Raw genomic sequence first — 21,573 nt, 5'->3', positions numbered from 1 at the left:
GGACACCCTGCCCCCGGGCGGGTCACCCCGGGTGGTCCCCCTGGGGGCTTCGTCCGTCCTCGGCCCGCCCGCCGTCCGCCGCCGGCACCCCGACGGCGGGCGCGCCGCTGCCGCAGTGCTCGCAGGGGCCGGGGCCGGACCGCTCGCGCAGCCGCCCGCACTCGTCGCAGACCCGGTCCAGCCAGCAGGCCGGTTCGCCGCCCTCGTCCATGCCGCGATTGTGCCCGCCGGACGGCCACCGGCGCGAGAGGCGCGGACACGAGTAGACAGTGTCTACTCGATCTTGATAGACACGTTCCATGACCTCACGGGACACCACCACCGGCCTGCGCGCCCGCCTGGTCGCGGCCGGGGTCGAGCTGCTCGCCCGGGAGGGCGTGCACGCGCTCACCCTGCGCGAGATCGCCCGCCAGGCCGGCGTCTCGCACGGCGCGCCGCGCCGCCACTTCGCCAGCCACGCCGAGTTGCTCGCGGCCATCGCCGGGCACGGCTTCGGCGAACTGGCCGAGGCCCTCGGCCTCCGGGACGGCGGCGCGCGGGACAACGGCACACGGGAGGGCGGTGCACGGGAACGCGGTGCACGGGAGGCGCTCGCCGTCCACGGGCCCGCCGAGGCGCGCGACCGGCTCGAACGGCTCGCCCGCGGCTACCTCGCCTTCGCGGCCGACCGGCCGGGGATGTTCGAGCTGATGTTCCGCCACGACGTCCTGGAGGGCAGCGGCACCGAGCTGCGGAGCACCTCGCTCCCCCTGTTCGAGGCGCTCACCCGACTGGTCGCCGCCGTCCACCCGCCCACCGACGGCGACGCCCCTTCGCCGACGGCGGTCGCGGCCGCCCTCTGGGCCAACCTGCACGGCCTCGCCCAGCTCCGCGCCTGGGGCAGCCTCGGTCTCGCGACCGGGAGCGACGACCTCGAACCCGTCCTGCGGGCCACCCTCGACGCCAACCTCGGCCCGGCGCCCCGCTGAGCCGGGCCGACCCGGAGCCGCCAGGTGCCGCCGCCGGCGGCCGGGCCCCGTCGGCCGCGGAACGGCCCGGCCCGGCCGCGGTTGCGCAGCCGGGCCGAGCGGGGGCCACGCCGGTCAGCGGCCCCGGGTGGCGCCGTCGCAGGAACGGGCGAGCACGTTCGACGCGTCCCCGTCCGGCTCGTCGCCCCGGATCACCCCGCCGATCCACCGTCGGGCGCGTCGGCCGCCGGCCCTTGAGCGTCCGTGCCGACAACGGGCCAGCCCGCGTCCTTGCCGAAGGCGAGCCAGCTCGGATCCGCGGCGGCGGACCAGTTCGGATTCGGGGCGGCGGCGGACCAGTTCGAATCCGTGGCGGGGGCCGGCCATTTGCCGTCCGTTCCGGCGGTGGGCCAGGTGGCGTCCGCAGCGGCGGCGGGCCAGTTCGCGTCCGTGTCGAGAGCGGCGGCGGCACCGACGCCGGTCAGGCACAGGACCGTGGCAACGGCACCGGCCACGCACAGCAGTCGTCTCATGGGAGGACCTCCTCGATGGGGTTGGGACTCCGCCAACGGTTCCCGTACGATCCACCCCGGTAACCGGCCATTCGCAGGAACACGTCAGGCCAGGACCTCCACCACCCTCCGGAGGACCCGCGCCGTGCGCCCGCGCGGTGGTTCAGCGGCGGGTGCAGAAGGTGGCGGTGTCGCGGTTGCCGAGCCAGCGGAGGGTGAGGGGGCAGTGGGACACGGGCCGCCAGTGGGCGGCGATTTCGGCGAAGAACGCCGGATCGGCGCACATGCCGCCGGGGCGGTCGCCGAGGTAGAGCAGGCCCGGGCCCCGGTCGGCGCGCAGGGTCTCGGCGGCCATCGGGTCGCGGTGCGGAGGCCAGAGCAGGGCGAGCACCCGGCCGGGGTGGGCGGCGGCGTCCTCGGCGGCCCGGCCGGGGCGGACCTCGGTGTACCGGAAACTGTCGGTGAACCCGTTGCGCTCGGTACGGGCCTCGACGTCGGTGGCCAGCACGTCGAGGCCACGGGCCCGCAGCAGCCAGGCCCAGTAGCCGCTGCCCGCGCCGACCTCCAGCAGGCCGCGGCCGTCGAGGCGGTCGGCGATCCATTCCACGGCGGTGCGGGAGGCCAGGGCCCAACTGTAGACCCGGGACAGCTCCTGGCGCCGGGGCAGCGGCGGGCCGCGTTCGGCGGGGAGGTGGTCGAACACCTCGACCACCGGCCGCGCCCGGCTGCCGTGGCGCAGCGCGGGATACCACAGCAACGGCACCATCTGCGGGTTGTGCGCGGCGAACTCGACGTCCTGCGCGGGCAGCAGGTCGCCGAGTTGCCGGACGGGCCGGCCCCAGCCGGGGTGGTACAGCTCGGTGCGGCCCGCCCAGAGGCGGATCAGCCGCTCGGCCGTTCCGGCGACCATCAGGGCGGTGGGGTCGCCGGGGCCGGCGGTGCCGCCCGGTTGGTCGCCGGGACGTTCGGGCCGCACCCTCGTCTCGGTCACGGGCGGTGTCCGGTGGCAGGTCAGAGCGCCATGTGGTCCTGGACGGCGAGCCCGTCCGGGCCGTCGCCGGCCTGGCCGAGCATGGCCATGTGCGCCTCGACGACGATGCCGGGCGCGGTGGCGGACTCCTGGACCGCGCTGATGCCGCTCACCACCGCGGCGGCCGCGAGCGCGGCGGTGGCGGCACCGATCAGGGCGGTGTGACGACTGCCCAGCTCCATGGCTCCACCTTCGGTTTCGGAGATCGATCGTGTGCAGGTCAGGCGGGTGCCTTTCGATCGCTCAAGCGAATTTCTGACGCCCGTTCAGGAAGGCCGTGGGCGGCTCCGGCGGCCACGGCGGTCGCGGCCGCCGGTCGGGGGCGGGGCAGCAGGAGACGGAGCAGGGCGAGCTGGACGACGGCCCCGAGCGCCATTCCGGCCCAGAGGCCGTGGACGCCGAGCGGAGCCGACAGCGCGGCGCCGCAGCCGAGCTGGGCGGCGAGGCCGAACAGCACCGCGAGCACCAGCGGCCGGCCGGCGCCGGTCGCCTGGTGGACGCCCCCGAGGGCGACCACCAGCGCGTAGGGCAGCAGGTAGAGGCCGGCCATCCGCAGGAAGCCGACCGCCTGGCCGGCCACCGCCGGGTCGTCGGTGAACAGGGCGGCGACCGGCACCGCGGCCGTCGCGCAGAGCACCGCGGCGCCCGTGCCGAGGGCGGCGGCCAGCCGGGCGACGTCACGCCCGAGGGAGCGCACGGCCTCGGCGGAGCCGGTCCCCGCCGGGCGGGCGGCCCCGGTCAGCCGGGCGGCCTCGATCGCGGCGGCCTGCCGCACGGCGTAGAAGGCCATGGTGACGACCAGCAGGACGCGGTAGCCGACCCCGTACCCGGCCACGGCGGACACGCCGAAGGAGGAGACCAGCGCGAGCTGCGCCGCCCCGACGCCCATCCGCGCGGTGAAGTCCAGGCCGAACGGCGCTCCGGTGGCGGTGATCGCCCGCGCCTCGGACCACAGCCCGCCCGCCGGAGCAGGCAGCCGGCGGCGTCGCCGGAGCAGCAGGGTGACCGCGAGGGCGGCCGCCCGGGAGGCGGCCAGTGCGAGCGCGGCGCCGGTGACGCCGAGCGCGGGGAACGGACCGGGTCCGAGGATCAACAGCGGGTCCAGGACGAGCAGCAGGGCGTTGGAGAGCAGCGCGGCCCGCATCGGGGTCCGGGTGTCGCCGACGCCCTTGAACAGCTCGTCGGCGACGCGCTGGCCGAAGAACAGCACGAAGGCCGGGAAGGCCACGGAGAACCAGTCGGCGGCGAGCGCGGCGGCCTCGCCGTCCAGGAAGGCTTCGGCGAGCCGCTGACGGAGCAGGAAGCCGGGGACGGCGAGGGCGAGGCCGCCCAGGGCGCAGAGCCGCCAGGCGGCGCGGGCGACGCGCCCGGCCCCGTCCCGGTCCCCGGCGCCGTGGGCCCGCGCGAGTCGCACGGTCACCCCCGAGGAGACCACCAGGACCAGGCCGAGCAGGACGTTCTCCACGGTGCCGGCCAGGGTGACGGCCGCGACCGCCGGTCCGCCCAGCCCGGCCACCCAGAAGGTGCCGACGACCGACGCGACCACCCCCGACAGCAGCTCGCCGTAGACCGGTCCCGCCAGTGCGACGAGCCGTGGCAGATGCCCCCGCATGGTTCCTCCCCCGTTGTCCGTCCCCGTGGTCCCGCCCGCTGGCGCCGCGGTCCCCGCGCAGCGCCGGATCCGGCGCTGCGCCTCGAATAGAGATACCTCGAATCGATGCACCTCGACAAGAGGTAGGATTCCTCCGCACGAGGGCGCGCGGTGCACGGGGCGCGCTCGCCGGATCGGACGGAAACGCCACGACGACGGGAGGGCCTCGACGGTGCTGACGCTCGCGATCCTCGGATTCCTGTACGACGAACCGCTGCACGGCTATCAGCTGAAGTCCCGGATCACCGGCCTGACCGGCCACGTCCGGCCGGTCAGCGACGGCGCCCTCTACCCCGCCATCGCCCGCCTGGAGAAGGCCGGCCTGCTGCGGCGGCGCAGCGAGCCGGGCAGCGGGGCCGTCCCCCGCCAGGTCCTGGAGCCGACCGCCGAGGGGCGGGCCGAGCTGGAACGCCGGCTGACCGATCCGGAGGAGGTCGAGATCTCCGACCAGATTCGTTTCTTCACCGTCGCGGCCTTCCTGGACCGACTGGCCGACCCAGCCCGGCAGGCCGCGGTGCTGCGGCGCCGGCTCGCCTTCCTGGAGGCACCGAGCAGCTTCTTCTACGACACCGAGGGCCGGCCGGTCACCGCCGAGCGCGAGCCCAACCCGTTCCGGCGGGGCATGCTGCTGGTCGCCCGCGCCTCCGGGGCGGCCGAGCGGGCGTGGCTGACGGAGACCATCGCCGAACTGGAGCGCGCGGCACCGAACGCCTGAGCGGGGAAAACCCCTGCTCCGCCGGGGTTCCGAACCGGTGCGGCGTGGCTATGATGAGCCGCCACACACCACGGCCGATCCGTCCGGTACCACGGCACCGCCGCGCGTGACCAGGTCGCGGGCCCACCCGCGAACTCCGTCCCGTCCCGAGGGAGACCGCCGTGCCCAGTGCCGAGACCGCCGCCGCCGACCGGCCCGCATCCACCCGGCCCGCCGCCGACGCGCCCGTTCCCGTCACCCGTGTGACGGACATTCCCGGCTGGTTCTTCGAGCTCGACCAGGAGGCGTTCCGCCACCTGCTCACCGCCCAGAGCGCGGCCGGGCTCAGCGGCGACATCCTCGAACTCGGCAGCTACCTGGGGCGCAGCGCCGTCCTGCTCGGCGACCACCTGCGGCCGGACGAGCGCCTGACGGTCTGCGACCTGTTCGACTCCGAGGCGGGCGACGCCGACAACGACGCCGAGATGACGATGTCCTACCGGTCGACGCTGACCAGACGCGGGTTCGAGGCCAACTACCTGGCGTTCCACCCGGAGCTGCCGACCATCGTGCAGGCGCCGACCTCCGTGCTGGCCGACGGCCGGATCCCGGCCGGCAGCTGCCGCTTCGTCCACGTCGACGCCTCCCACCTCTACGAGCACGTGACCGGGGACATCGAGGTCGCGCGGCAGGCCCTGGCCGAGGACGGGCTGGTGGTGCTGGACGACTACCGCTCGGAGCACACCCCGGGCGTGTCGGCGGCGGTCTGGCAGGCGGTGTTCACCGGCGGGCTGCGGCCGGTGCTGCTGACGCCGATGAAGTTCTACGGGACGTGGGGCGATCCGGAGCCGGTCCGCGAGGCCCTGCTGGCCCGGGACTGGCGGGCCGAGGGGTTCACGGTCGACGAGGACGCGATCGCGGGGTACCGGGTACTGCGGCTGAACAACGCCGTGCGGCCGGCGCCGCCGCGCTCGGGTCCGCGCCGTGTGCTGCTGGACCTGCTGCCCCCGGCGGCCACCCGGGCCGTGCGCCGGGGGCTGCGGGCGGTCCGGGAACGGCGGGGCGCCCGGTCGGACGGGGCCACCGCACCGCGCTGACCTGGGGCTTCGCGCCCGGCCCGGCTCGGACGGGGCGGGCGGTCGGCGCCCGGTCGTCGGTCGGCCGTGCACCGACCCGCCACCGCTCTCGGGCACCGGCCGTTCCGCGGCCTCCGGTGAGCGCCTCCGTTCCGCCCGGGCCCCGCCCTCCGCCGCCCCCTCGCCACGCGAGACGGGCGACGCGCGTCATCAGCGAGGCGCCGGCGCCCGTCCCCCGGTGACCGCCCTGCCGCTGGTCGTCGGCGCGCACTCCGCGGGCGGCCGGGCCGGGGGCGGCCGGGGGCTTCTGGCAGCGCTGTTCTGCGGGGTGGTGCCGCTCGGTGCCGTCGCACCCGGGGTGCGGCACGGCACGCTGACGCGGGGATGTCGCGGAGCCGGTGACGCACCGTCGACCGCTCCGCCAGTGGCCACCACCGGGGCAGGCATCCGCTGCCGTCCGCCATCGCCGCTTCCAGCGTCTCCAGCGCCCGGCCGGGCTCGTCGGCCAGGTGGAACAGCACGGCCGCCTGGACCCGCGTCCAGTCCGGGACACCGGGGCCCGCGGCGCCCATGGCCCGGGCCGCGAGGTCGACGACCTCGCGGGCGGACGCGCCCTCCACGGCGCTCAGCCGGGCCCGCACGAGCAGGCTGCCGCCCTCGGCGGTCCCGGCGGGCTCCCGCGCCACGGCGGCGCGCGCCCGCTCCCGCACGGCGGCGGGCGCGGGCTTCTCGTGCAGTCCGGCGGACAGGACGGCCGACTCGATCCGCCGGTACAGGTCACATCCGGCCTCGTCGCCGTCGGGGCCCAGGGCGGCGCGCAGCGTGTCGCGGGCGCGCGAGAGCACGGTGAGCGCCGGGCGGCCGACGGCCTGCGCGGTCATCCCGAACTGCAGCGCGACCGAGGCCCGCGGCCGGGCGTCCGCGGTGCGGTCCAGCAGGCTCCGTAAGGTGTCCAGCGCGGCCTCGGGGTCGGTGGCGGCCAGTGCGCCGGCCAGTTCCAGCCCGGTGCGCACGCGACCGCGCTCGTCGCTCTCGTCCGTCAGCAGCCGTCGCAGGTACGGGGCCGCTTCGGACCGGTCGTCGTGCCGCCGTGCCCGCCCGGCCGCGTCGCGCAGCACGCCGCGCATCCACCCCTCGTCGAGCCGGGGCAACGACAGCAGGTGGGCCGCCACCTCCATGGCCGGGGGCCCTCGTCGTTGAGCAGCCGGGCCGCGCCGGTGCGCAGCCGGACCAGTTCCGCGGCCGGGGTGGCCTCCAGGACCGCCACGTGCAGGGCCTCCGGGCCCGCGGCGGCGTGGATCCGGCGCCGTGCGGCGTCGACCTCGTCGACCTCGTCGACGGCACCGGGGCCGGCGCTCCCGCGCACCACCACACAGCGCGCCTCCCCGGCACGGCTCTGCTCGGCGCAGGCCCGCAGCACCGCCAGTTCCGAGGAACGCCCGACCAGCGCCCACCCCCCTCGGCACGGGGGTCCCCACCTCTCCGGACATCACACCCGCTCCTCTCGACGCCGCCGACGGTGCAGCTCACGGCCCTCCCGCCCACCGGCAGGAGCAGTCCCATCATCCTTCATGCCCATGCCCATCACGGGACCGCCAGGACACCGCCCAGGACCACGGGCGACGCCCCGGGGCACTGAGGCCTCTCGGCGCGGTCACGAATTCATCTGATTAATCAGAACCATATGACCGCATTCACCCTGGCGAGGGAACTTCCTTTAAAGATTTGCCCACGGAACATTAAAGAGCGCATAGTGATGGCGTCTCAGTTGGCCCTGGGAATGGCCAACTTATGGCAAAGGACCGTGCATGTCCCGCACGGGTCCCTGGCAGACGAGGAGATGGCGTTGCGTCACGGGAACCTTCACGACGGCTACGGGCAGCGGCTGCGCGAGCGGATCGCCGCCCCGGGAACGACCCCGCTCATCGGTGTCTACGACATGTACTCCGCCTCCATCGCGGCCGCGCACTACGACGGCATGTTCGTCTCCGGCTTCGGCTTCGCGGCCTCCTACTACGGCCTGCCCGACATCGGCTTCATCGCCTGGCCGGACATGGTCGCCTTCGTCGAGCGACTGCGCGGCGCCTTCCCCCGGCACCACCTGCTGGTCGACATCGACGACGGCTACGTCGATCCCGAGGTGGCCTGCCACGTGGTGCGGCGGCTGGAACGGATCGGCGCCTCGGGCATCATCCTCGAGGACCAGAAGCGGCCGCGCCGCTGCGGCCATGCCGACGGCAAGCAGGTCCTGCCCCTGGACGAGTACCTGGAGAAGCTGGACCAGGTCCTCGCCGCCCGCAGCGACCTCGTCGTGGTGGCCCGCACGGACGCCACCGAGGAGGCCGACATCCTGCGCCGGGCCGAGGCCCTCGCCGCCACCGACGCGGACGTGGTGCTGGTCGACGGGGTGCGCAGCGAGGAGTGGATCCGCCGGATCCGCCGGGTGGTGGGCGACAAGCCGCTGCTGTTCAACCAGATCGCCGGCGGCAAGTCGCCCCGGCTGTCGCTCTCCGAGCTCGGCTCGCTCGGGGTGGACGTCGCCATCTACAGCACGCCCTGTCTGTTCGCCGCCCACCAAGCGATGGACGAGGCGCTGGCCGGGCTCAAGGTGGCGGACGGACGGCTGCCGGCCGCCGCCGGGGAGCGGCAGGAGATCGGCGTGCGCGAGTCCACCGAGCTGCTGGAGCGCAACATCCCGCGCCCGCAGGCCCGTGAGGAGGTGGGCGTGTGACGCTCCGCCTGCCGGGAGCCCCGCCACCGGCCGCCGCGCAGCGCCCGGGCCGGCGGGGCCACCGGGCCGCGGTGGCCGGGCTGGCGGGGGCCTGGGCGGTGCTGGGCTGCGCCACCGCGCCGGCGGCGGCCTCCGCCGAGCGCAGCCTGATCACGGTGATCGACAACTCCCAGGCGGATTCGATCGTCGAGGTCGACCGGACGGCCGACCTGCAGATCGGGCGCGGCTCGGCCGGCAGCGACCACGACGGGGCCACCGCCCTGGTGAGCGGCCTGCTGGGCCCCGGGCCCACGCTCCCGGGGCCGGAGGAGGGGGGCGGGGAATGAGCACGGCTCGTCAGCACCGGGCACCGCCGGCAGCGCGAGGCCGCCCGGCGGGCGACGGCGAGCGACGGCCGTGGTGGCGCGTGCTCGACCCGTATGTGGCGGCACTGGCCGGGGCGGTGGCGCTGGCCGCGGTGCTGCCCGCCAGCGGGCGGGCGGCGCGCGGCGCGGAACTGGCCTGCGATCTCGCGGTGGGGCTGCTCTTCTTTCTGTACGGCGCCCGGCTCTCCACCCGTGAGACGCTCGCCGGGCTGCGCCACCCGCGGCTGCACGGGCTCGTCCTGGTCTGCACCTTCGTGCTGTTCCCGGTGCTCGGGTCGGCCGTGACGGCGCTCGCCCCCGGACCGCTCACCGAGCAGCTGCGGACGGGCGTGCTGTTCCTATGTCTGGTTCCGTCCACGGTGCAGTCCTCCGTGGCGCTCACCGGGGCCGCGCGGGGGAACGTCCCGGCCGCGATCTGTGCCGGCACCTACTCCAGCCTGGTGGGCCTGGTGCTGACGCCGCTGCTCGCGGCCTGGCTGCTCGGGGCCCGGACGGCGCTGTCGGCCGACGGCCTGCTGCGGATCTGTGCCCAGCTGCTGGCACCGTTCGTGCTCGGGCAGCTGCTGCGGCCGTGGATCGGCGGCTTCCTCGGCCGGCACCGCCGGGTGCTCGCCCCGGTCGACCGGGCGTCGATCCTGCTGGTCGTCTACACCGCGTTCAGCGGCGCGGTGGCGCAGGGCATCTGGTCCGCCGCCACCCCGGCGGCCCTGCTCGCCCTGGGGGCGGTCCTCCTGCTCCTGCTGACGGCCACCCTGCTCGCCGCCCGGCTCGGCGCGCGCCTGCTGCGCCTCGACCGGGCGTCCGGGATCGCGGCCGTGCTCTGCGGCTCGCAGAAGAGCCTGGCCGGCGGTCTGCCGATGGCCGCCGTTCTCTTCGGACCGCAGGCCGGGCTCGTGGTCCTGCCGCTGATGGTCTACCACCAGCTCCAGCTGGTCGCGGGAGCCGTGCTCGCCGGCCGCTGGGCCCGGGCGGCGGGCAGTGCACCGGGCGGCACCGACCGTGGGAGAGGGGGCGATACCGCCTGTGGTCCTGCCGCTGCCGACCGGGAGGTCACGGGCCGGGGACTCCATCGGTGACCGGCGCCGCGGGGGAAGCGGCGGTTCATGCCCTCCCGGCCGTGGAGGCCACAGCATCCGGTGGTGTGCCTGAGGAGGTCGGGGCCTCAGGGACGGCGGGGACCTCGCACCGCGGAGGGCGGCGCGAGGTCCCCGGGGAGGAGGAGCGGGTTTGGGGTCAGCTCCGCGGGGCGGCGTCGAGGGCGCGGGCGTCACCGGCGATCAGGCGGGCGCGGTCGGCCGGGACGCTGCGGCCGGCCTGGTTCTCGGCCCAGTGGGCGAGCGGCTGGTACTGGCCCTGGCCGAGCATCACGGTCAGGGTGGCGACGGCGTTGCGGTCGGCGCCCGAGGTGAGCACCAGCGAGGCCAGGCCGGTCGGGGTGGCCGTGACGGTGAACTCGGTGGTCGTCTCGGCCCGGCCGCCGGGGCCGGTGGCCTCGGCGCGCAGGGTGTGCGTGCCGAGCGCGAGCGCGGTGGTGTCGAGGGCCGAGCCGGCCGGCAACTCCTTGCCGTCCAGGGTGAGCCGGACGGTGTCGGCGCCGCTCGCCTGTACGGCGGTCACCGGCTGCTGGGCACGGTCCAGGGTCGCGCCGGAGGCCGGCGAGGTGATCGCCACGGTGGGTGCGGCCGGCGGAGTGGTGACGGTGCCGCCCTGCAGCCACGCGGCGTTCCAGCCGGACAGCTCGGCCGGACGGTTGGTGATGATGCCGTCGACGCCGGCGGCCTCCAGGGCCTTCCAGCGGGTGGCCGAGTCGACGGTCCAGACGTTGACCGCGACACCGGCCGCGTGCAGGTCCTTCACCACGCCGAGGCGGGCCGCGAGGGCGCCGTCGGCCGGGTTGTAGGCGGAAAGGCCGAGCTCCTTGGAGATGGCCACCGGGTCGGCGTCGAGGCTGCCGCGCAGCAGGCCGAGCGGGAGTTCGGGGGCCAGCTCACGGGTGTGGCGCAGGGCGTCGACCTCGAAGCTCTGCACGAAGACCCGACCGGTCATGCCGTGGTCGCGGATCTCCTTGACGATCCGGGCGACCTCGTCGCGGCTGTGCGCGCCCTTGATCTCCAGCAGCAGGCTGCCGCCGCGGGTGCGAAGGTCCTCCAGCTGGGCGGCCAGGCTCGGCACCCGGGCACCCGCGTACGTCGGGCCGAACCAGGAGCCGGCGTCCAGCGCGTCCAGCTGGGCGGCCGTCAGGTCGCGGATGCGCCCCTTGCCGTTGGTGGTGCGGTCGACGGTGTCGTCGTGCAGCACATAGGGGACGCCGTCCTTGCTGGGCTGGACGTCGTTCTCGATCCACTCGGCGCCGCCGCGGCGGGCGACCTCGTCCGCGTCCAGGGTGTTCTCCGGGGCGGCGGAGGAGGCGCCGCGGTGGGCGAACACGGTGAGCGGCGAGCCGGTGGGGCGCAGCCAGCCGCCGGGGGCGAGCGCGGTCACCTTGAGGTCGTCGAAGGAGACCTTGGAGCCGTTGACCACGAGGGCCTGGCCGCCGTCGGCGCTGCGGGCGACCTGGGTGGTGCGCATCACCTCCTTGCCGTCGAAGATCCACCGGGCGGTGGTGCCGTGCACCTCGACGGCGACGCGGACGTCGCGGCCGGTGCCGGCGGCGGTCGGGGCGGCGGCCGTGTTGGTGACGTTCCAGCTGTTGGCGGGGGTGCGCTGGGCGAACTCCAGGCCGTTGGCGGCGGTGGTGCCGGAGCGCATGGTGGCGATCGACCACGGGGTGGCGCCGCTCGCGGGGACGTCCAGGCCGAGGGCCGTCCAGCGGGCGGCGTCCTGGACGCTCTCGAAGCGGGCGGTGGCCTCGATGCGGAAGTCATTGAGGTGGCGGCCGAAGGTGATCCGGCTCTGCTGTCCGGAGTTGGCGGAGGTGCCGACCAGTCGGCCGTTCTCGACCTTCCAGTCGCCCTCGACGGCGCTCCAACCGGCGGGCAGCGAGGACCCCGCGAAGCGCTCGTCGACGACGATCTCGCCGGCGGCCGGGGCGCCGGGCGCCGCAACGGGGGCGGCCTCGGCGGGGGCGGCGGGCTCGGCTGAGGCCGCGCTCGGGGAGGTCAGCGCGACGGTGGTGAGGCTCAGTGCGGAGGCGACGGCGGCGGCCAGCAGACCGGTCCGACGTGCCCGGTGGGGGCGGTGACTCTGTGTCATGGGCGGCACGCTAGGGACGGCGGCCAAACCGGAAGCCACCACTCCGAAAACCGCTCGTGACCATTGCGCGTGCGGTTCGTGGCGGTGGCGGATTCCTTGCGCTGAATGGCCGGTTCGCTTCCGCACCGCACCCCGGATGCCCTCCTGGAAGGCCCGAAGCCGGAGCGCCCCACCGACCTGTGACGTTGCGCTCCGTGCAACACGGTGGCCGGCGGGACGGCCCCTGACCGAACGACGGAACGGCGGAACGGCGGAACGGCGGAACGGCGGAACGGCGGAACGGCGGAAGGACGGAGCGACGGAGAGACGGGAAGACTCAGGCGGACAGCTTCCTGAGCAGCTCGGCGGCGAGCGGAGCGGCGGAGGCCGGATTCTGACCGGTGACCAGGTTGCGGTCGACCACCACGTGCGGCGCCCAGGACTCGCCGACCCGCACGTCGACACCGGCCTCGACGAGACGGGTCTCCAGCAGCCACTTGGCCTTCTCCGCGAAGCCGGCCTGGGCCTCCTCGTCGTTGGTGAAAGCGGCGACCCGGTAGCCCGCGAAGGCGTTGCCGCCGTCCTCCCCCACCGCGGCCAGCAGCGCGGCCGGCCCGTGGCAGACGACGCCGAGCGGCTTGCCGGACTTCAGGGCGCGGACCAGCAGGCGGCCGGAGTCGGCGTCGACCGCCAGATCCTCCATCGGGCCGTGGCCGCCGGGGTAGAAGACGGCGTCGTAGTCGTCCAGCCGCACGTCCTCCAGCCCGATCGGGGACTTGAGCTCCTCGGCGGCGGCCAGCACCTCGGCGACCCTCCGCGCGCCCTCCTCCCCGCCGTTGAACTCGGGGGCGAGGCTGCCCGCGTCGACGGTCGGCACCACGCCGCCCGGGGTGGCCACGGTCACGGCGTAGCCCGCGGCCTTGAACGCCTCGTACGGCGCGGCCGCCTCCTCGGCCCAGAAGCCGGTCGGGTGCTCGGTGCCGTCGGCGAGCGTCCAGTGGTCGGCTCCGGTCATCACAAAAAGGATCTTCTTCGACATGGTGGGGTCTCCGGGTCTCCGGGTCGTCGGCTCCTCGGACCGCCGTCCGACCAGCTGGTCGGCCGCTCGGCCACTCGTCCCGACCATCGACGCGGCCGGTGACCTCGACGTTATGGCCGCCCGCCGGTGCGCACCAATCGGAACGCCGACACCGGACGCACCGGCCCCCGGAGGAGCACCCGGCCGGGAGCTGCGCGAACGCCGCACCCGGGGCGCCGTCCCGCTCCCCCGCGCGGAGGAGCTCGCCGCCCGGTCGGCCGAGCCCCTCGACCGCCCGGGGGACCACCGCCGCGCTCACTCCTCCCGGCGGGCGGCGGGCAGCGGACCGCGCGAGGCGAAGGCCCAGCGGTTGGCCGCGAGCGCGTCGTCGGGTTCCGGGAGCGGTCCGCGGCCGTAGTGGCGGGTGAACTCGAAGGGCGTGTGGCTGACGGTGGACCAGCCCCGCTCCGCCAGGTCGGCGGCGGTGTCGGGCCGCGGCTCGTCGTCGAACAGCGCGAGCAGGTCGATGCCGAGCCGGTCGCGGGCCGCGAGGTACACGGGGTTGCGGCGCACGGCCGCGGGCTCCAGCCCCAGCTTCACCTCGTAGGCCAGGCTGCTCCCCGGCGCGCTCGACCGGTCCACAGTGGCGACCAGGCGCCGCTCCGCGGCGGCCGGCAGGTAGAGCAGCAGGCCCTCGGCGAGCCAGGCGGTCGGTTCCCCGGAACGGAATCCGGCGGCGGCCAGGGCGGCGGCCCAGTCGAGGCGCAGATCGCAGGCCAGCGGCACCCGCCGCGCCGTGGGCCGCGCGCCGATCCCGTCCAGGACCTGCTGCTTGAACGCCAGCACCTGGGCCCGGTCGAGCTCGTAGACGGTCGTGCCGGGCGGCCAGTCCAGCCGGTGGGCCCGCGTGTCCAGCCCGGCACCGAGCAGCACCACCTGGCGGGCGCCGAGCTGGGCGGCCCGCAGCAGGTGGTCGTCCAGGGCCCTGGTCCGCAGCGCGAAGTAGCCGCCGAGCCGCCCCCACAACGGGTCGTCCGCGCCGCCCTCGCCCTCCGGGACGTCCCCGGGGTGGATCGGCCAGTGCGCGGACGCGCGGGCGGCGCGCACGAAGTGCTCGGCGAAGGGGTCGCGGGCCAGGGCGTCGGGGCGCCGGCTCTCGATGGCGCGGGCGGCGGCGACCAGCAGGGCGGTCCGCCCGACGCCCTCGTCGACGCCCGCGGTGGCTCCGGAGGCGGGGACGGCCGGGACGGCCGGGACGGTGCCCGACGCGGCGCCCGCGGTGGTGCAGGCGGCGCCGCGGGCGCCGGCACCCGCCGAGGCACCGGTCGTGACGTGGGCGCCGCCGCGCCGGGCCGCTGTGGTGGTCATGCGCCCTCCAGGTGGTCGGGAAGCCGTGTCCAGACGGCGGATCGGTCATGGGTGGTGACCCGGGCGCCGTACACGCGGCTCATGAAGCGCAGCACGTCCTCGTCCGGGTAGTGCAGCGCGGCCGTGCAGTCGCGGAGCACCGTCACGTGGAAGCCCTTCTGGAAGGCGGTGCGCGCGGTGCTGTCCACGCAGACGTCGGCGAACACGCCCGCGAACACCAGGTGCCCGATCCCCCGCCCGGTGAGGTAGGAGCCGAAGTCCTCGCCGAGGAAGGCGTCGAAGTACGCGTACTTGGTGAACACCGCCTCGCCCGGTTCCGGCGCCACGGCGTGGAACTCGGCGCCCCAGCTCCCGTCGAGGCACTTGGGGCGCTTGCCCTGCGTGGCGTCCCGGTGGCGCCAGGCGGTGTTCTGGTGCGCCCGGTCGCCCAGGAACCGGACGAAGAGCACCTCGGTGCCGTGCTCGCGCGCGGCCGCGACGGCCAGCGCGGAGTTGGCCGCCACCGTGGCCAGCCGCTCCGGGTCCCCGGGGTAGCGGGCCGCGGCGACGGGGCCGGCACAGAAGTCGTTCTGCAGATCGACCACGACCAGCGCGCTCCGGTCGGCCCCGGGGGTCACGGCCGCCCCGGAGCTCACGGCCGCTCCGCGGGGGTGCCGGCGGGCAGCGCGTCACCGGCGCGGGGGCCGGCGACCCGCGGCGGCCCGGCCGCCGCCCCCGCCGTCAGGGCGCCGAGCACGGCGTCGACCACGTCGGTGGTGGAGTGCCGTCCGCCGACGTCGGGCGTCCGCACGCCGTACTCCTCGGAGACGGCCAGGGCGGCCTCGACGGCGGCCACGGCGTCCGGACAGCCCGCGTGCCGTTCGGCGATCGCCGCCGCGGCGCGCAGGGTGGCGACGGGGTTGACGGTGTCCTTGCCCGCGAGGTCGTCGGCGGAGCCGTGCACCGTCTGGTACTCGACCAGCTCCGCCAGTTCCGGGTGGAGGTGCACGTTCTCCGTGCAGCGGCTCTCCTGCCGCTCACCGCCGAAGCGGTCGAGCAGAACGACGTGCATGATGTCGGCCCACTCGTTGCCCGCCACGAGGACCGTGCGGTCGGCGAGGCCGTGCGCGATCAGGTTGCGGTTGACCGTGTCGGGCTGGAACAGCCGCACCTCGACCCCGAGATCACGGCCGAGCTCGCCCACCCAGTCGTCCAGAGCGCCGTCCAGCAGGTGGAACTTGTAGGCCATCACCACCTGGGCGGGTCCGTCGTCCGGCCACTGCCGCCGGGCGCGCCGCACGGCGAACTCCAGCACCTTGCCGGTGATCTCCCGGCTGAACTCCATGGTGCGGGTGACCACGCCGGGGGTGTGCCGGTTCTCACCGGTGTAGAAACCCTGGGCCTCGTCGCGGACCAGCAGCAGCGAGGCGCCGCCCGCGGTGATCGGCTCGACCTTCACGGCCTGCAGACGCTGACGGACCAGGTAGAGCGACTGGGCGTTGACGGCCGTGCGGAAGACGGCCGTCGTGCCGAGCCGCGCCCGCTCGCGGCAGAACCGCTCGTAGTGGCGGGCGTCCTCCTCGGTGAGCCGGCGGATCCGCTCGGTGCCGCCCACCTCCTCGCGGAGCGAGACGTACGAGTGGTAGGTCCGGGGGGACCTGACGATCTCCACCCCGGCGCCGTGCACGGCCGCTATCCGGTGCAGAGCCCGTTCGAAGACGGCCGCGAGCTCCGCGCCCGTACCGCGGCCCACGGCGAGTCCGACTGCTGGTTTCACACTGCTCCTCGGCTGGTCGTCGACTGGTCCGGTACGGGCGGGGTGCCGTGGCCGGACGGATCAGGTGGTCGGGTCGCCCACCAGGTGGTCTCCCGGGATGCCGGCCTTGTCCGGCGCGTAGTAGTCGCGGATGCCCTCCGCCCAGGTGGCGACCGGGATCCGGTCGTCGGCGGTAGGCCCGAAGGCGTCGAACAGGGCGTCGACGTTGGCGTGCCCGAAGCCGATCGCGATCATCAGTGCGACGAACCGCTTGCGTTCGACCAGGCCGTCGCCGTCCGGGTCGCCGAGCGCGGCGAGGGCGTCGGCGAACTGCCCGATCGTCGGCCCGAAGCGCTCGGGCGACAGCACGAAGCCGCGGAACTCCTCCCGGGTGACCACGCCGTCCCCGTTGGTGTCCAGCTCCGTCTCCAGGGTCACCCAGTAGCGCCGGAAGGCCGCGCGAATGGCCTCCTTGGCGGCCTCGTCCGAGTCTGCCGCGGCCGCCACCACCCGCTTGGACATCAGGTCGAAGTCACCGATGTCGATGACGCCGTTGCCGTTGGCGTCGAACAGGCCGAAGACGAGCTCGACCCGCTGGGTGGCCTCGGTCCGCATGTGCTGCTCCTTCTCTCCGTACGCGCGCGCCGGTCCCGGCGGCGCCGGGGCCGCTCCGCCCCGATCGGTCTCCCACTATCGGCGAGTGGCGGCGGGGCCGACGAGCCACCGCCCCCTGCTTCACCTGATGGAGTGAAGTTCTGGGACTCGTGCGGCAGTTGGGGAACCTCCGCCGGATCAGCGGACGTAATAGGGGCGGTGGTGGGCCGCGACCGGGGCGGACTGGTACGTCCACACACCGGCGGCGGGCGCGTCGCCGACCAGCCGCGCGAGGTCGGCCGCGGCCTGCCGGGTGCGGTCCTGCGGCGCCGGTTCCCGCTCCGGGCCCGGCCGCCCGAGGGTGAGCCGGATCCGGTCGGCGGTGCGGGTGTCCAGCGGGTGGAAGCGGTACGGCTGGTGGACGGTCAGCGGGCCGGCCAGCAGCCGGCCGTCGGCGTCGGTGCCGTAGCCGGTGACCGGGGTGTTGACGACCGGCTCGCCGTCGAGGCCGGCGAGGTCCGCCTCGACGGCGAAGAGCGCCTCCTCGTACCGCCGCAGGCCGTCCGGCCCGAGGCCCGCGCGGTGGCAGACGAAGGACCAGCGGTCGTGCACGGCGGCCGCGTTCAGGGAGGGCAGCACGGCGGTGAACCAGCCCGGGTGCTTGGGCTCGGCGTACAGGCGGCTGCCCGCGTCGATGGCGAGCGGGTTGTCGCAGAGCACGTGGAGACGGGCGATGCCGAGCAGCCTGGTCTGGTCGTGCCCTCGGGCGTACTGGCCGTAGTCCACCGCCGGGAGCCGGTCGGCGGCGGACCTCGGGTGGGCGATGACGTTGATCTCCACCTCCTCGGTGATCCCGCCGCCGGTCGGGTACTGGGCGAAGTACAGCTGGTAGTTGAGCGAGACGCAGGCCCGGCCGTCGAAGTCGGCGGCGGCCAGCGCGGGGTGGTGTTCGGCGAGCAGCTCGCGCACCGGTCCGGGGGCGACCAGGAAGTCCACGCCGATGTTGTGCAGCGCGCCGTAGTGGAAGGGCAGGTAGTACGGCTCCGGTACGGGCGGCAGCGGCAGGCCGGTCATGAGGGCTCCCTGGGCGGGGTCGGGGTCGAGGACGGCCTCGGGGACGGATCCGGGGACGAGGACGGGGCGGTGGCGGTGAGCGGGACCGGGCGGCGCAGCGCCGTGAGGTCCCGGTGGATCCGGTCGGCGCTGCGCAGCGCGAGCGCGGCCATGGTGAGCGAGGGGTTGGAGGTGCCGAGCGAGGGCATCGAACCGCAGCCGACGGCGTAGAGGTTGGGATGGTCCCAGCACCGCTGCCACTGGTCCACCACGGAGGTGCCGGGTGCGTCGCCCATGACGTGGGTGCCGCCGGCGTGGCCGGCGCCCCGGTAGCCGTAGGCGCGGCCCTCGTGTTCGAGGTGCCCGGGCCAGCCGGGGCCGGCGTCGTAGCGGGTGTGGTCCTCGGCGCCGAGCAGGGCGAACAGCTGGTCGGAGACGGTCCGGGCGGAGGCCATGCCGTGCCGGACGTAGCCGGAGAGGTCGTAGTGGAGGGCGGGGCGCGGCAGTCCGAGCCGGTCGCGGCGGGTGTGGTCGAGGGTGACCCGGTTGGCCGGGTCGGCGGGCTGCTCCAGCTCGAACTGGAGCGAGAACTGGCGGCCGAGCCGGTCGCCGAGGCGTTCGCGGAGCTCCTTGCCGCGCGGTCCGGCGCGCAGCAGGTCCGCGGTCTCGGCCTGCGGCGGCCGGCCGGCCCAGGACCAGCCCCAGTTGCCGATCTCGATCCGGAAGGGTGCCCGGCGGGTCCGGACGGCGCCGAACCGGAAGGCCTCCAGGCCACTGGTGGAGCCGGGCCCCCGGTAAGGGCCGGTCGGCTGCGGCAGCAGACCCCAGGTGAGCAGCGCCGGGTGGTCCATCAGGTTGCGGCCGACCTGGTCGCTGCGGTCGGCGAGGCCGGAGAGGAGCAGCAGCCGGGCGTTCTCGATCGCGTGGGCGGCGAGCACGACCAGGTCGGCGCGGGCCCGGCGGGTGGTGCCCGCGGCGTGGTACTCGACGCCGGTGGCGCGCCCGGTGGCGTCGACGAGGACCCGGCTCACCACGGCGTCGGTGCGCAGCCGTACGCCGGGCGCCCAGCGGGCCTGGGTGCGCAGCGGGGTGTACTTGGCGCCGGTGGGACAGACCGGGACGCAGGCGGCGGCGCCCTGGCAGAGCGGGCCGACCGGGTGGGCGGGGAGGGCCGGGCTGCCGGGGGCGGCGGCGCGGGCGCCTTGTGCGGCCGGGGTGGGCGGGGCGTTGCGGGCGTGCGGGGTGGTGCTGACGGTGAGGTGGGCGTCCTCGTCGGCGGCCGGGTCGCGGACGGTGCGGCCGTCGAGGGCGCGGGCGAGCGTCCGGTCGAGGTGGCTGCCCGGGACGGCGAGCATCGGGAAGGCGTAGTCGTCGGGGATGGGCAGGCCGACGTCGCGGCGCTGCTGCGCGGCGTCGGCGGCGACGCCGAGTTCCTGTTCGGCCTGGCGGTAGTACGGTTCGAGGTCGTGGTAGCCGATCGGCCAGTTGCGGCCGTGGCCGAGGTCGGCGGTGCGGAAGTCCTCGGGGTGCATGCGGGGGGTGAGGCCGGTCCAGAGCAGTCCGGTGCCGCCGTTGGCCCGCAGGTAGCCGCTGGCGTAGGGCAGCGGGCCGTGCTGGACGAGGTACCCGGTGGCGGTGAAGCCGCCGCCCGGCAGGCCGGTCAGGTCGTCGACGTCCGGGGAGGGCGCGTCGGCGCTGCGGGGGTACGGCGAGGTGGGGGTGCCGCCGCCGGCTCCCCGGTACGCGGCGCCGGTCGCGGTGGCGCCGGGGACGGCGTGGCCGGCTTCCAGGACGAGGACGCGGTGGCCGTGCGCGCCGAGGCGGTGGGCTACCAGGGAGCCAGCGAAGCCCGCGCCGACCACGATCACGTCCCAGGGCCGGTCGCCGTCCGCGTCCCGGTGGTGCGGCGGGCGGCTCACCGCTCGCCTCCGCCGCGCGGGGCCTCGGCCCAGCTGCCGTGTCCGGGGGCGGTGCTGCCGGGGGCGGCGCCGTGGAAGGTGCGCCACATCAGGCCCCGGTCGTGGGCCCGGGGGGAGGCGGGCGGTTCGTCCGGCCAGGCGCCGACGTACCAGAGGTGGAGGAGGGCGTGTTCGTCGCGGATGCGGTGGGCGAGGAGGGTGCGGTGGTGCTCGTGGGCCATGCCGGTGTCGCGCAGTTCCGTCTCGTCGAAGCCGGTGAGTTCGGCGGAGATCCGCAGGAAGGCGTCGAAGTCGGTGAGGTCCGCGAGGTCCGCGAGGTCCGCGAGGTCGGCGGGGTCCGTGGGGCCGGCCGGGGCGGGCGGGCCGTCCCCGCCCGCAGCCCCCGCAGCCCCCACGGACCCCACGGACCCCACGGGCAGCTGGTCGTGGTCGTCGATCCCCGGCAAACCGGCACCCCCATGGTGTGTGCGCCCCGAACATGACAGCCGGTCGGGCGGGGCCCGATCGGCTGGGAGCGATGCTGCCCCGCCGGCCGCCGCCGGAGGTGTTTCGACCGCAATCGTTCGAAGCTGCCCGTCCCTTGCCCGAGGTGGCGCCGAAAGACAACCGGGCATTCGTCAGATCGGATGTCGAAATGATCGCTCCGGACCGTCCGGGCCATACCGTCCGGGCCATACCGTCCGGGCCCTATGGACTTCCGGACCGCCCGGACCCCCTCGCCCGAACGGCGCAGCGCAGCGCGCGGGCGCCCGGCGGGGCTGCCATGTTCGGAGCACACGCGGCTTCGTCGCGCCGTCCGCCCGGTGCCGAGACCTGGAGGCCCCCGATGTGGCAGGCTCCCCCCGCAGCCACCCCCCACCCGGACGAGTGGCTGCCCGCGCTCGACCTGCCCGCCCCCGGACCGCAGAACCGGTGGACCGTGCTGCTGCGGATCCTCCTGCTGATCCCGCAGTTCGTCGTGGTCTGGGTGCTGTCGGTGGTGGCCTTCTTCGTCACGGTCGTCGGCTGGTTCGGCGCGCTGGCCCTGGGCCGCCTGCCCGGCTTCGCCGCCGACTACCTCTCGGCGTACGTGCCCTACGAGACCCGGGTGAGCGGCTACCTCCTGCTGACGCACGACCGCTATCCGCCGTTCGCGTTCCGCGCCCCCGACCACCCGCTCCAGGTGGGGCTGCGGCCGGACGGCCTCAACCGCCTCGCGGTGCTGTTCCGGCTGATCCTGGTCATCCCGGCGGCCGTCGTCCAGGGGCTGCTCTTCGCCGGCTGGTGGGTGGTCGGCTGGATCAGCTGGCTGGTGGTGCTGATCCTCGGACGGATGCCGCAGCCGCTGTTCGAGGCGACCGCGGCGGTCCTGCGCTACCGCATGCGGTACATGGCGTACCTGATGATGCTGACCTCGGCCTACCCGAAGCGGCTGTTCGGCGACGAGCCGGGCTCCGAGCCGGGCGGCCCGGTGTCGGCGACCCGCCCGCTGGTCCTCGGCGGCGCGGGCCGCGGCCTGCTGGTGGCCTTCCTGCTGCTCGGCCTGCTGTCGGGGGCGACCAGCTCGATCACCGCGAGCGTCACCTCGGACGACGACGAGGCCGAGCACGTCACCGGCCCGCTGCTGCCGGGGCCGTCACGGGACTGAGCGCCCCGCGGAGCCGGGGCCGGCCGGTGCGGACGGGGACGAGGCCCCCTCGGTCGGGCACCGGCCGAGGGGCGCGGCGGTG

At 75.6% G+C, this 21,573-nt stretch carries 22 protein-coding genes; 7 read left to right on the top strand and 15 right to left on the bottom strand.

Annotated features, from left to right (window positions below; genetic code table 11):
* Nucleotides 1-22 precede the first annotated feature (22 nt).
* Nucleotides 23-211: a hypothetical protein gene (locus ABT238_RS07415; protein ID WP_350755987.1), complete on the bottom strand. Its 189-nt coding sequence runs from the start codon at nt 209-211 to the stop codon at nt 23-25.
* An 88-nt stretch (nt 212-299) separates the two neighbouring features.
* Between ABT238_RS07415 and ABT238_RS07410 the strand changes: the two genes are divergently transcribed.
* Entirely contained in the window at nt 300-968 is a 669-nt protein-coding gene (locus tag ABT238_RS07410; RefSeq protein ID WP_350755985.1) for a TetR/AcrR family transcriptional regulator, read from the top strand.
* Nucleotides 969-1,159: 191 nt separating this feature from the next.
* On the opposite strand, the gene ABT238_RS07405 is transcribed toward ABT238_RS07410, so the two are convergent.
* The 4 genes from ABT238_RS07405 to ABT238_RS07390 form a co-directional block, all read right to left on the bottom strand.
* The gene (locus ABT238_RS07405) at nt 1,160-1,480 is read right to left on the bottom strand and encodes a hypothetical protein (RefSeq protein WP_350755983.1); all 321 of its coding nucleotides are present in this window, start codon (nt 1,478-1,480) and stop codon (nt 1,160-1,162) included.
* A gap of 142 nt (nt 1,481-1,622) precedes the next feature.
* Nucleotides 1,623-2,450: a class I SAM-dependent methyltransferase gene (locus tag ABT238_RS07400; protein ID WP_350755981.1), complete on the bottom strand. Its 828-nt coding sequence runs from the start codon at nt 2,448-2,450 to the stop codon at nt 1,623-1,625.
* Nucleotides 2,451-2,470: 20 nt separating this feature from the next.
* Entirely contained in the window at nt 2,471-2,671 is a 201-nt protein-coding gene (locus ABT238_RS07395) for a hypothetical protein (RefSeq protein ID WP_350755979.1), read from the bottom strand.
* A 38-nt stretch (nt 2,672-2,709) separates the two neighbouring features.
* Nucleotides 2,710-4,101, bottom strand: coding sequence for an MATE family efflux transporter (locus tag ABT238_RS07390; RefSeq protein ID WP_350559619.1), 1,392 nt, complete (start codon nt 4,099-4,101; stop codon nt 2,710-2,712).
* A gap of 211 nt (nt 4,102-4,312) precedes the next feature.
* Here ABT238_RS07390 and ABT238_RS07385 point away from each other — a divergent pair, with 211 nt between their 5' ends.
* Together ABT238_RS07385 and ABT238_RS07380 are read left to right on the top strand one after the other, a co-directional pair.
* Nucleotides 4,313-4,855, top strand: coding sequence for a PadR family transcriptional regulator (locus ABT238_RS07385; RefSeq protein WP_350755977.1), 543 nt, complete (start codon nt 4,313-4,315; stop codon nt 4,853-4,855).
* A gap of 242 nt (nt 4,856-5,097) precedes the next feature.
* Nucleotides 5,098-5,931 carry a class I SAM-dependent methyltransferase gene (locus tag ABT238_RS07380; RefSeq protein WP_502884113.1) on the top strand — a complete coding sequence of 278 codons (834 nt, stop codon included), beginning with the start codon at nt 5,098-5,100 and terminating at the stop codon, nt 5,929-5,931.
* A 1,018-nt stretch (nt 5,932-6,949) separates the two neighbouring features.
* Here the strand turns inward: ABT238_RS07380 and ABT238_RS07375 are convergent.
* Nucleotides 6,950-7,330 (bottom strand): hypothetical protein, encoded by a 381-nt coding sequence (locus tag ABT238_RS07375; protein WP_350755975.1) that lies wholly within the window; start codon nt 7,328-7,330, stop codon nt 6,950-6,952.
* Nucleotides 7,331-7,756: 426 nt separating this feature from the next.
* On the opposite strand from ABT238_RS07375, the gene ABT238_RS07370 reads away from it, so the two are divergent.
* The 3 genes from ABT238_RS07370 to ABT238_RS07360 all read left to right on the top strand — a co-directional run bounded on the left by ABT238_RS07370 (nt 7,757) and on the right by ABT238_RS07360 (nt 10,082).
* A complete protein-coding gene (locus ABT238_RS07370) occupies nt 7,757-8,641 on the top strand; it encodes an isocitrate lyase/PEP mutase family protein (RefSeq protein WP_350559607.1) in 885 nt (294 codons plus the stop codon).
* Nucleotides 8,638-8,967 carry a hypothetical protein gene (locus ABT238_RS07365; RefSeq protein WP_350755973.1) on the top strand — a complete coding sequence of 110 codons (330 nt, stop codon included), beginning with the start codon at nt 8,638-8,640 and terminating at the stop codon, nt 8,965-8,967. The genes ABT238_RS07370 and ABT238_RS07365 overlap by 4 nt, the downstream gene beginning before the upstream one ends.
* 80 nt (nt 8,968-9,047) lie before the next feature.
* Nucleotides 9,048-10,082 (top strand): bile acid:sodium symporter family protein, encoded by a 1,035-nt coding sequence (locus tag ABT238_RS07360; RefSeq protein WP_350755971.1) that lies wholly within the window; start codon nt 9,048-9,050, stop codon nt 10,080-10,082.
* Between the two features lie 157 nt (nt 10,083-10,239).
* Here the strand turns inward: ABT238_RS07360 and ABT238_RS07355 are convergent, their stop codons facing one another.
* The 9 genes from ABT238_RS07355 to ABT238_RS07315 form a co-directional block, all read right to left on the bottom strand.
* On the bottom strand, nt 10,240-12,198 hold the full coding sequence (locus ABT238_RS07355; protein WP_350755969.1) for a glycerophosphodiester phosphodiesterase family protein: 1,959 nt from the start codon (nt 12,196-12,198) through the stop codon (nt 10,240-10,242).
* 316 nt (nt 12,199-12,514) lie between these two features.
* The gene (locus ABT238_RS07350; RefSeq protein ID WP_350559595.1) at nt 12,515-13,216 is read right to left on the bottom strand and encodes a type 1 glutamine amidotransferase domain-containing protein; all 702 of its coding nucleotides are present in this window, start codon (nt 13,214-13,216) and stop codon (nt 12,515-12,517) included.
* A gap of 294 nt (nt 13,217-13,510) precedes the next feature.
* Nucleotides 13,511-14,563 (bottom strand): SAM-dependent methyltransferase, encoded by a 1,053-nt coding sequence (locus ABT238_RS07345; RefSeq protein ID WP_350755967.1) that lies wholly within the window; start codon nt 14,561-14,563, stop codon nt 13,511-13,513.
* On the bottom strand, nt 14,560-15,198 hold the full coding sequence (locus ABT238_RS07340; protein WP_350559589.1) for a cysteine hydrolase family protein: 639 nt from the start codon (nt 15,196-15,198) through the stop codon (nt 14,560-14,562). Before ABT238_RS07340 ends, ABT238_RS07345 begins: the two co-directional genes overlap by 4 nt.
* Entirely contained in the window at nt 15,195-16,319 is a 1,125-nt protein-coding gene (locus ABT238_RS07335) for an isocitrate/isopropylmalate family dehydrogenase (protein ID WP_350559586.1), read from the bottom strand. Before ABT238_RS07335 ends, ABT238_RS07340 begins: the two co-directional genes overlap by 4 nt.
* 60 nt (nt 16,320-16,379) lie before the next feature.
* Nucleotides 16,380-16,913 carry an EF-hand domain-containing protein gene (locus tag ABT238_RS07330; RefSeq protein WP_350755965.1) on the bottom strand — a complete coding sequence of 178 codons (534 nt, stop codon included), beginning with the start codon at nt 16,911-16,913 and terminating at the stop codon, nt 16,380-16,382.
* A gap of 177 nt (nt 16,914-17,090) precedes the next feature.
* Nucleotides 17,091-17,966 (bottom strand): hypothetical protein, encoded by an 876-nt coding sequence (locus ABT238_RS07325; protein ID WP_350559580.1) that lies wholly within the window; start codon nt 17,964-17,966, stop codon nt 17,091-17,093.
* Nucleotides 17,963-19,864 carry a GMC family oxidoreductase gene (locus tag ABT238_RS07320; protein WP_350755963.1) on the bottom strand — a complete coding sequence of 634 codons (1,902 nt, stop codon included), beginning with the start codon at nt 19,862-19,864 and terminating at the stop codon, nt 17,963-17,965. Before ABT238_RS07320 ends, ABT238_RS07325 begins: the two co-directional genes overlap by 4 nt.
* Nucleotides 19,861-20,259, bottom strand: coding sequence for a hypothetical protein (locus ABT238_RS07315; RefSeq protein ID WP_350755961.1), 399 nt, complete (start codon nt 20,257-20,259; stop codon nt 19,861-19,863). Before ABT238_RS07315 ends, ABT238_RS07320 begins: the two co-directional genes overlap by 4 nt.
* A gap of 431 nt (nt 20,260-20,690) precedes the next feature.
* Here ABT238_RS07315 and ABT238_RS07310 point away from each other — a divergent pair, with 431 nt between their 5' ends.
* Entirely contained in the window at nt 20,691-21,491 is an 801-nt protein-coding gene (locus ABT238_RS07310) for a DUF4389 domain-containing protein (RefSeq protein WP_350559571.1), read from the top strand.
* Nucleotides 21,492-21,573: the final 82 nt, after the last annotated feature.

Source organism: Kitasatospora sp. NPDC001527 (genome assembly GCF_040298605.1).
GTDB lineage: Bacteria > Actinomycetota > Actinomycetes > Streptomycetales > Streptomycetaceae > Kitasatospora.
The sequence above is the reverse complement of the archived record's forward strand: the minus strand, read 5'-3'. Positions and strand labels throughout refer to the sequence as shown.

What these genes read in the sequence shown, in the direction of transcription:
- ABT238_RS07415 (WP_350755987.1), bottom strand. Translation starts at nt 211, where the DNA reads ATGGACGAGGGCGGCGAACCGGCCTGCTGGCTGGACCGGGTCTGCGAC.
- ABT238_RS07410 (WP_350755985.1), top strand. Translation starts at nt 300, where the DNA reads ATGACCTCACGGGACACCACCACCGGCCTGCGCGCCCGCCTGGTCGCG.
- ABT238_RS07405 (WP_350755983.1), bottom strand. Translation starts at nt 1,480, where the DNA reads ATGAGACGACTGCTGTGCGTGGCCGGTGCCGTTGCCACGGTCCTGTGC.
- ABT238_RS07395 (WP_350755979.1), bottom strand. Translation starts at nt 2,671, where the DNA reads ATGGAGCTGGGCAGTCGTCACACCGCCCTGATCGGTGCCGCCACCGCC.
- ABT238_RS07390 (WP_350559619.1), bottom strand. Translation starts at nt 4,101, where the DNA reads ATGCGGGGGCATCTGCCACGGCTCGTCGCACTGGCGGGACCGGTCTAC.
- ABT238_RS07355 (WP_350755969.1), bottom strand. Translation starts at nt 12,198, where the DNA reads ATGACACAGAGTCACCGCCCCCACCGGGCACGTCGGACCGGTCTGCTG.
- ABT238_RS07350 (WP_350559595.1), bottom strand. Translation starts at nt 13,216, where the DNA reads ATGTCGAAGAAGATCCTTTTTGTGATGACCGGAGCCGACCACTGGACG.
- ABT238_RS07345 (WP_350755967.1), bottom strand. Translation starts at nt 14,563, where the DNA reads ATGACCACCACAGCGGCCCGGCGCGGCGGCGCCCACGTCACGACCGGT.
- ABT238_RS07330 (WP_350755965.1), bottom strand. Translation starts at nt 16,913, where the DNA reads ATGCGGACCGAGGCCACCCAGCGGGTCGAGCTCGTCTTCGGCCTGTTC.
- ABT238_RS07325 (WP_350559580.1), bottom strand. Translation starts at nt 17,966, where the DNA reads ATGACCGGCCTGCCGCTGCCGCCCGTACCGGAGCCGTACTACCTGCCC.
- ABT238_RS07310 (WP_350559571.1), top strand. Translation starts at nt 20,691, where the DNA reads ATGTGGCAGGCTCCCCCCGCAGCCACCCCCCACCCGGACGAGTGGCTG.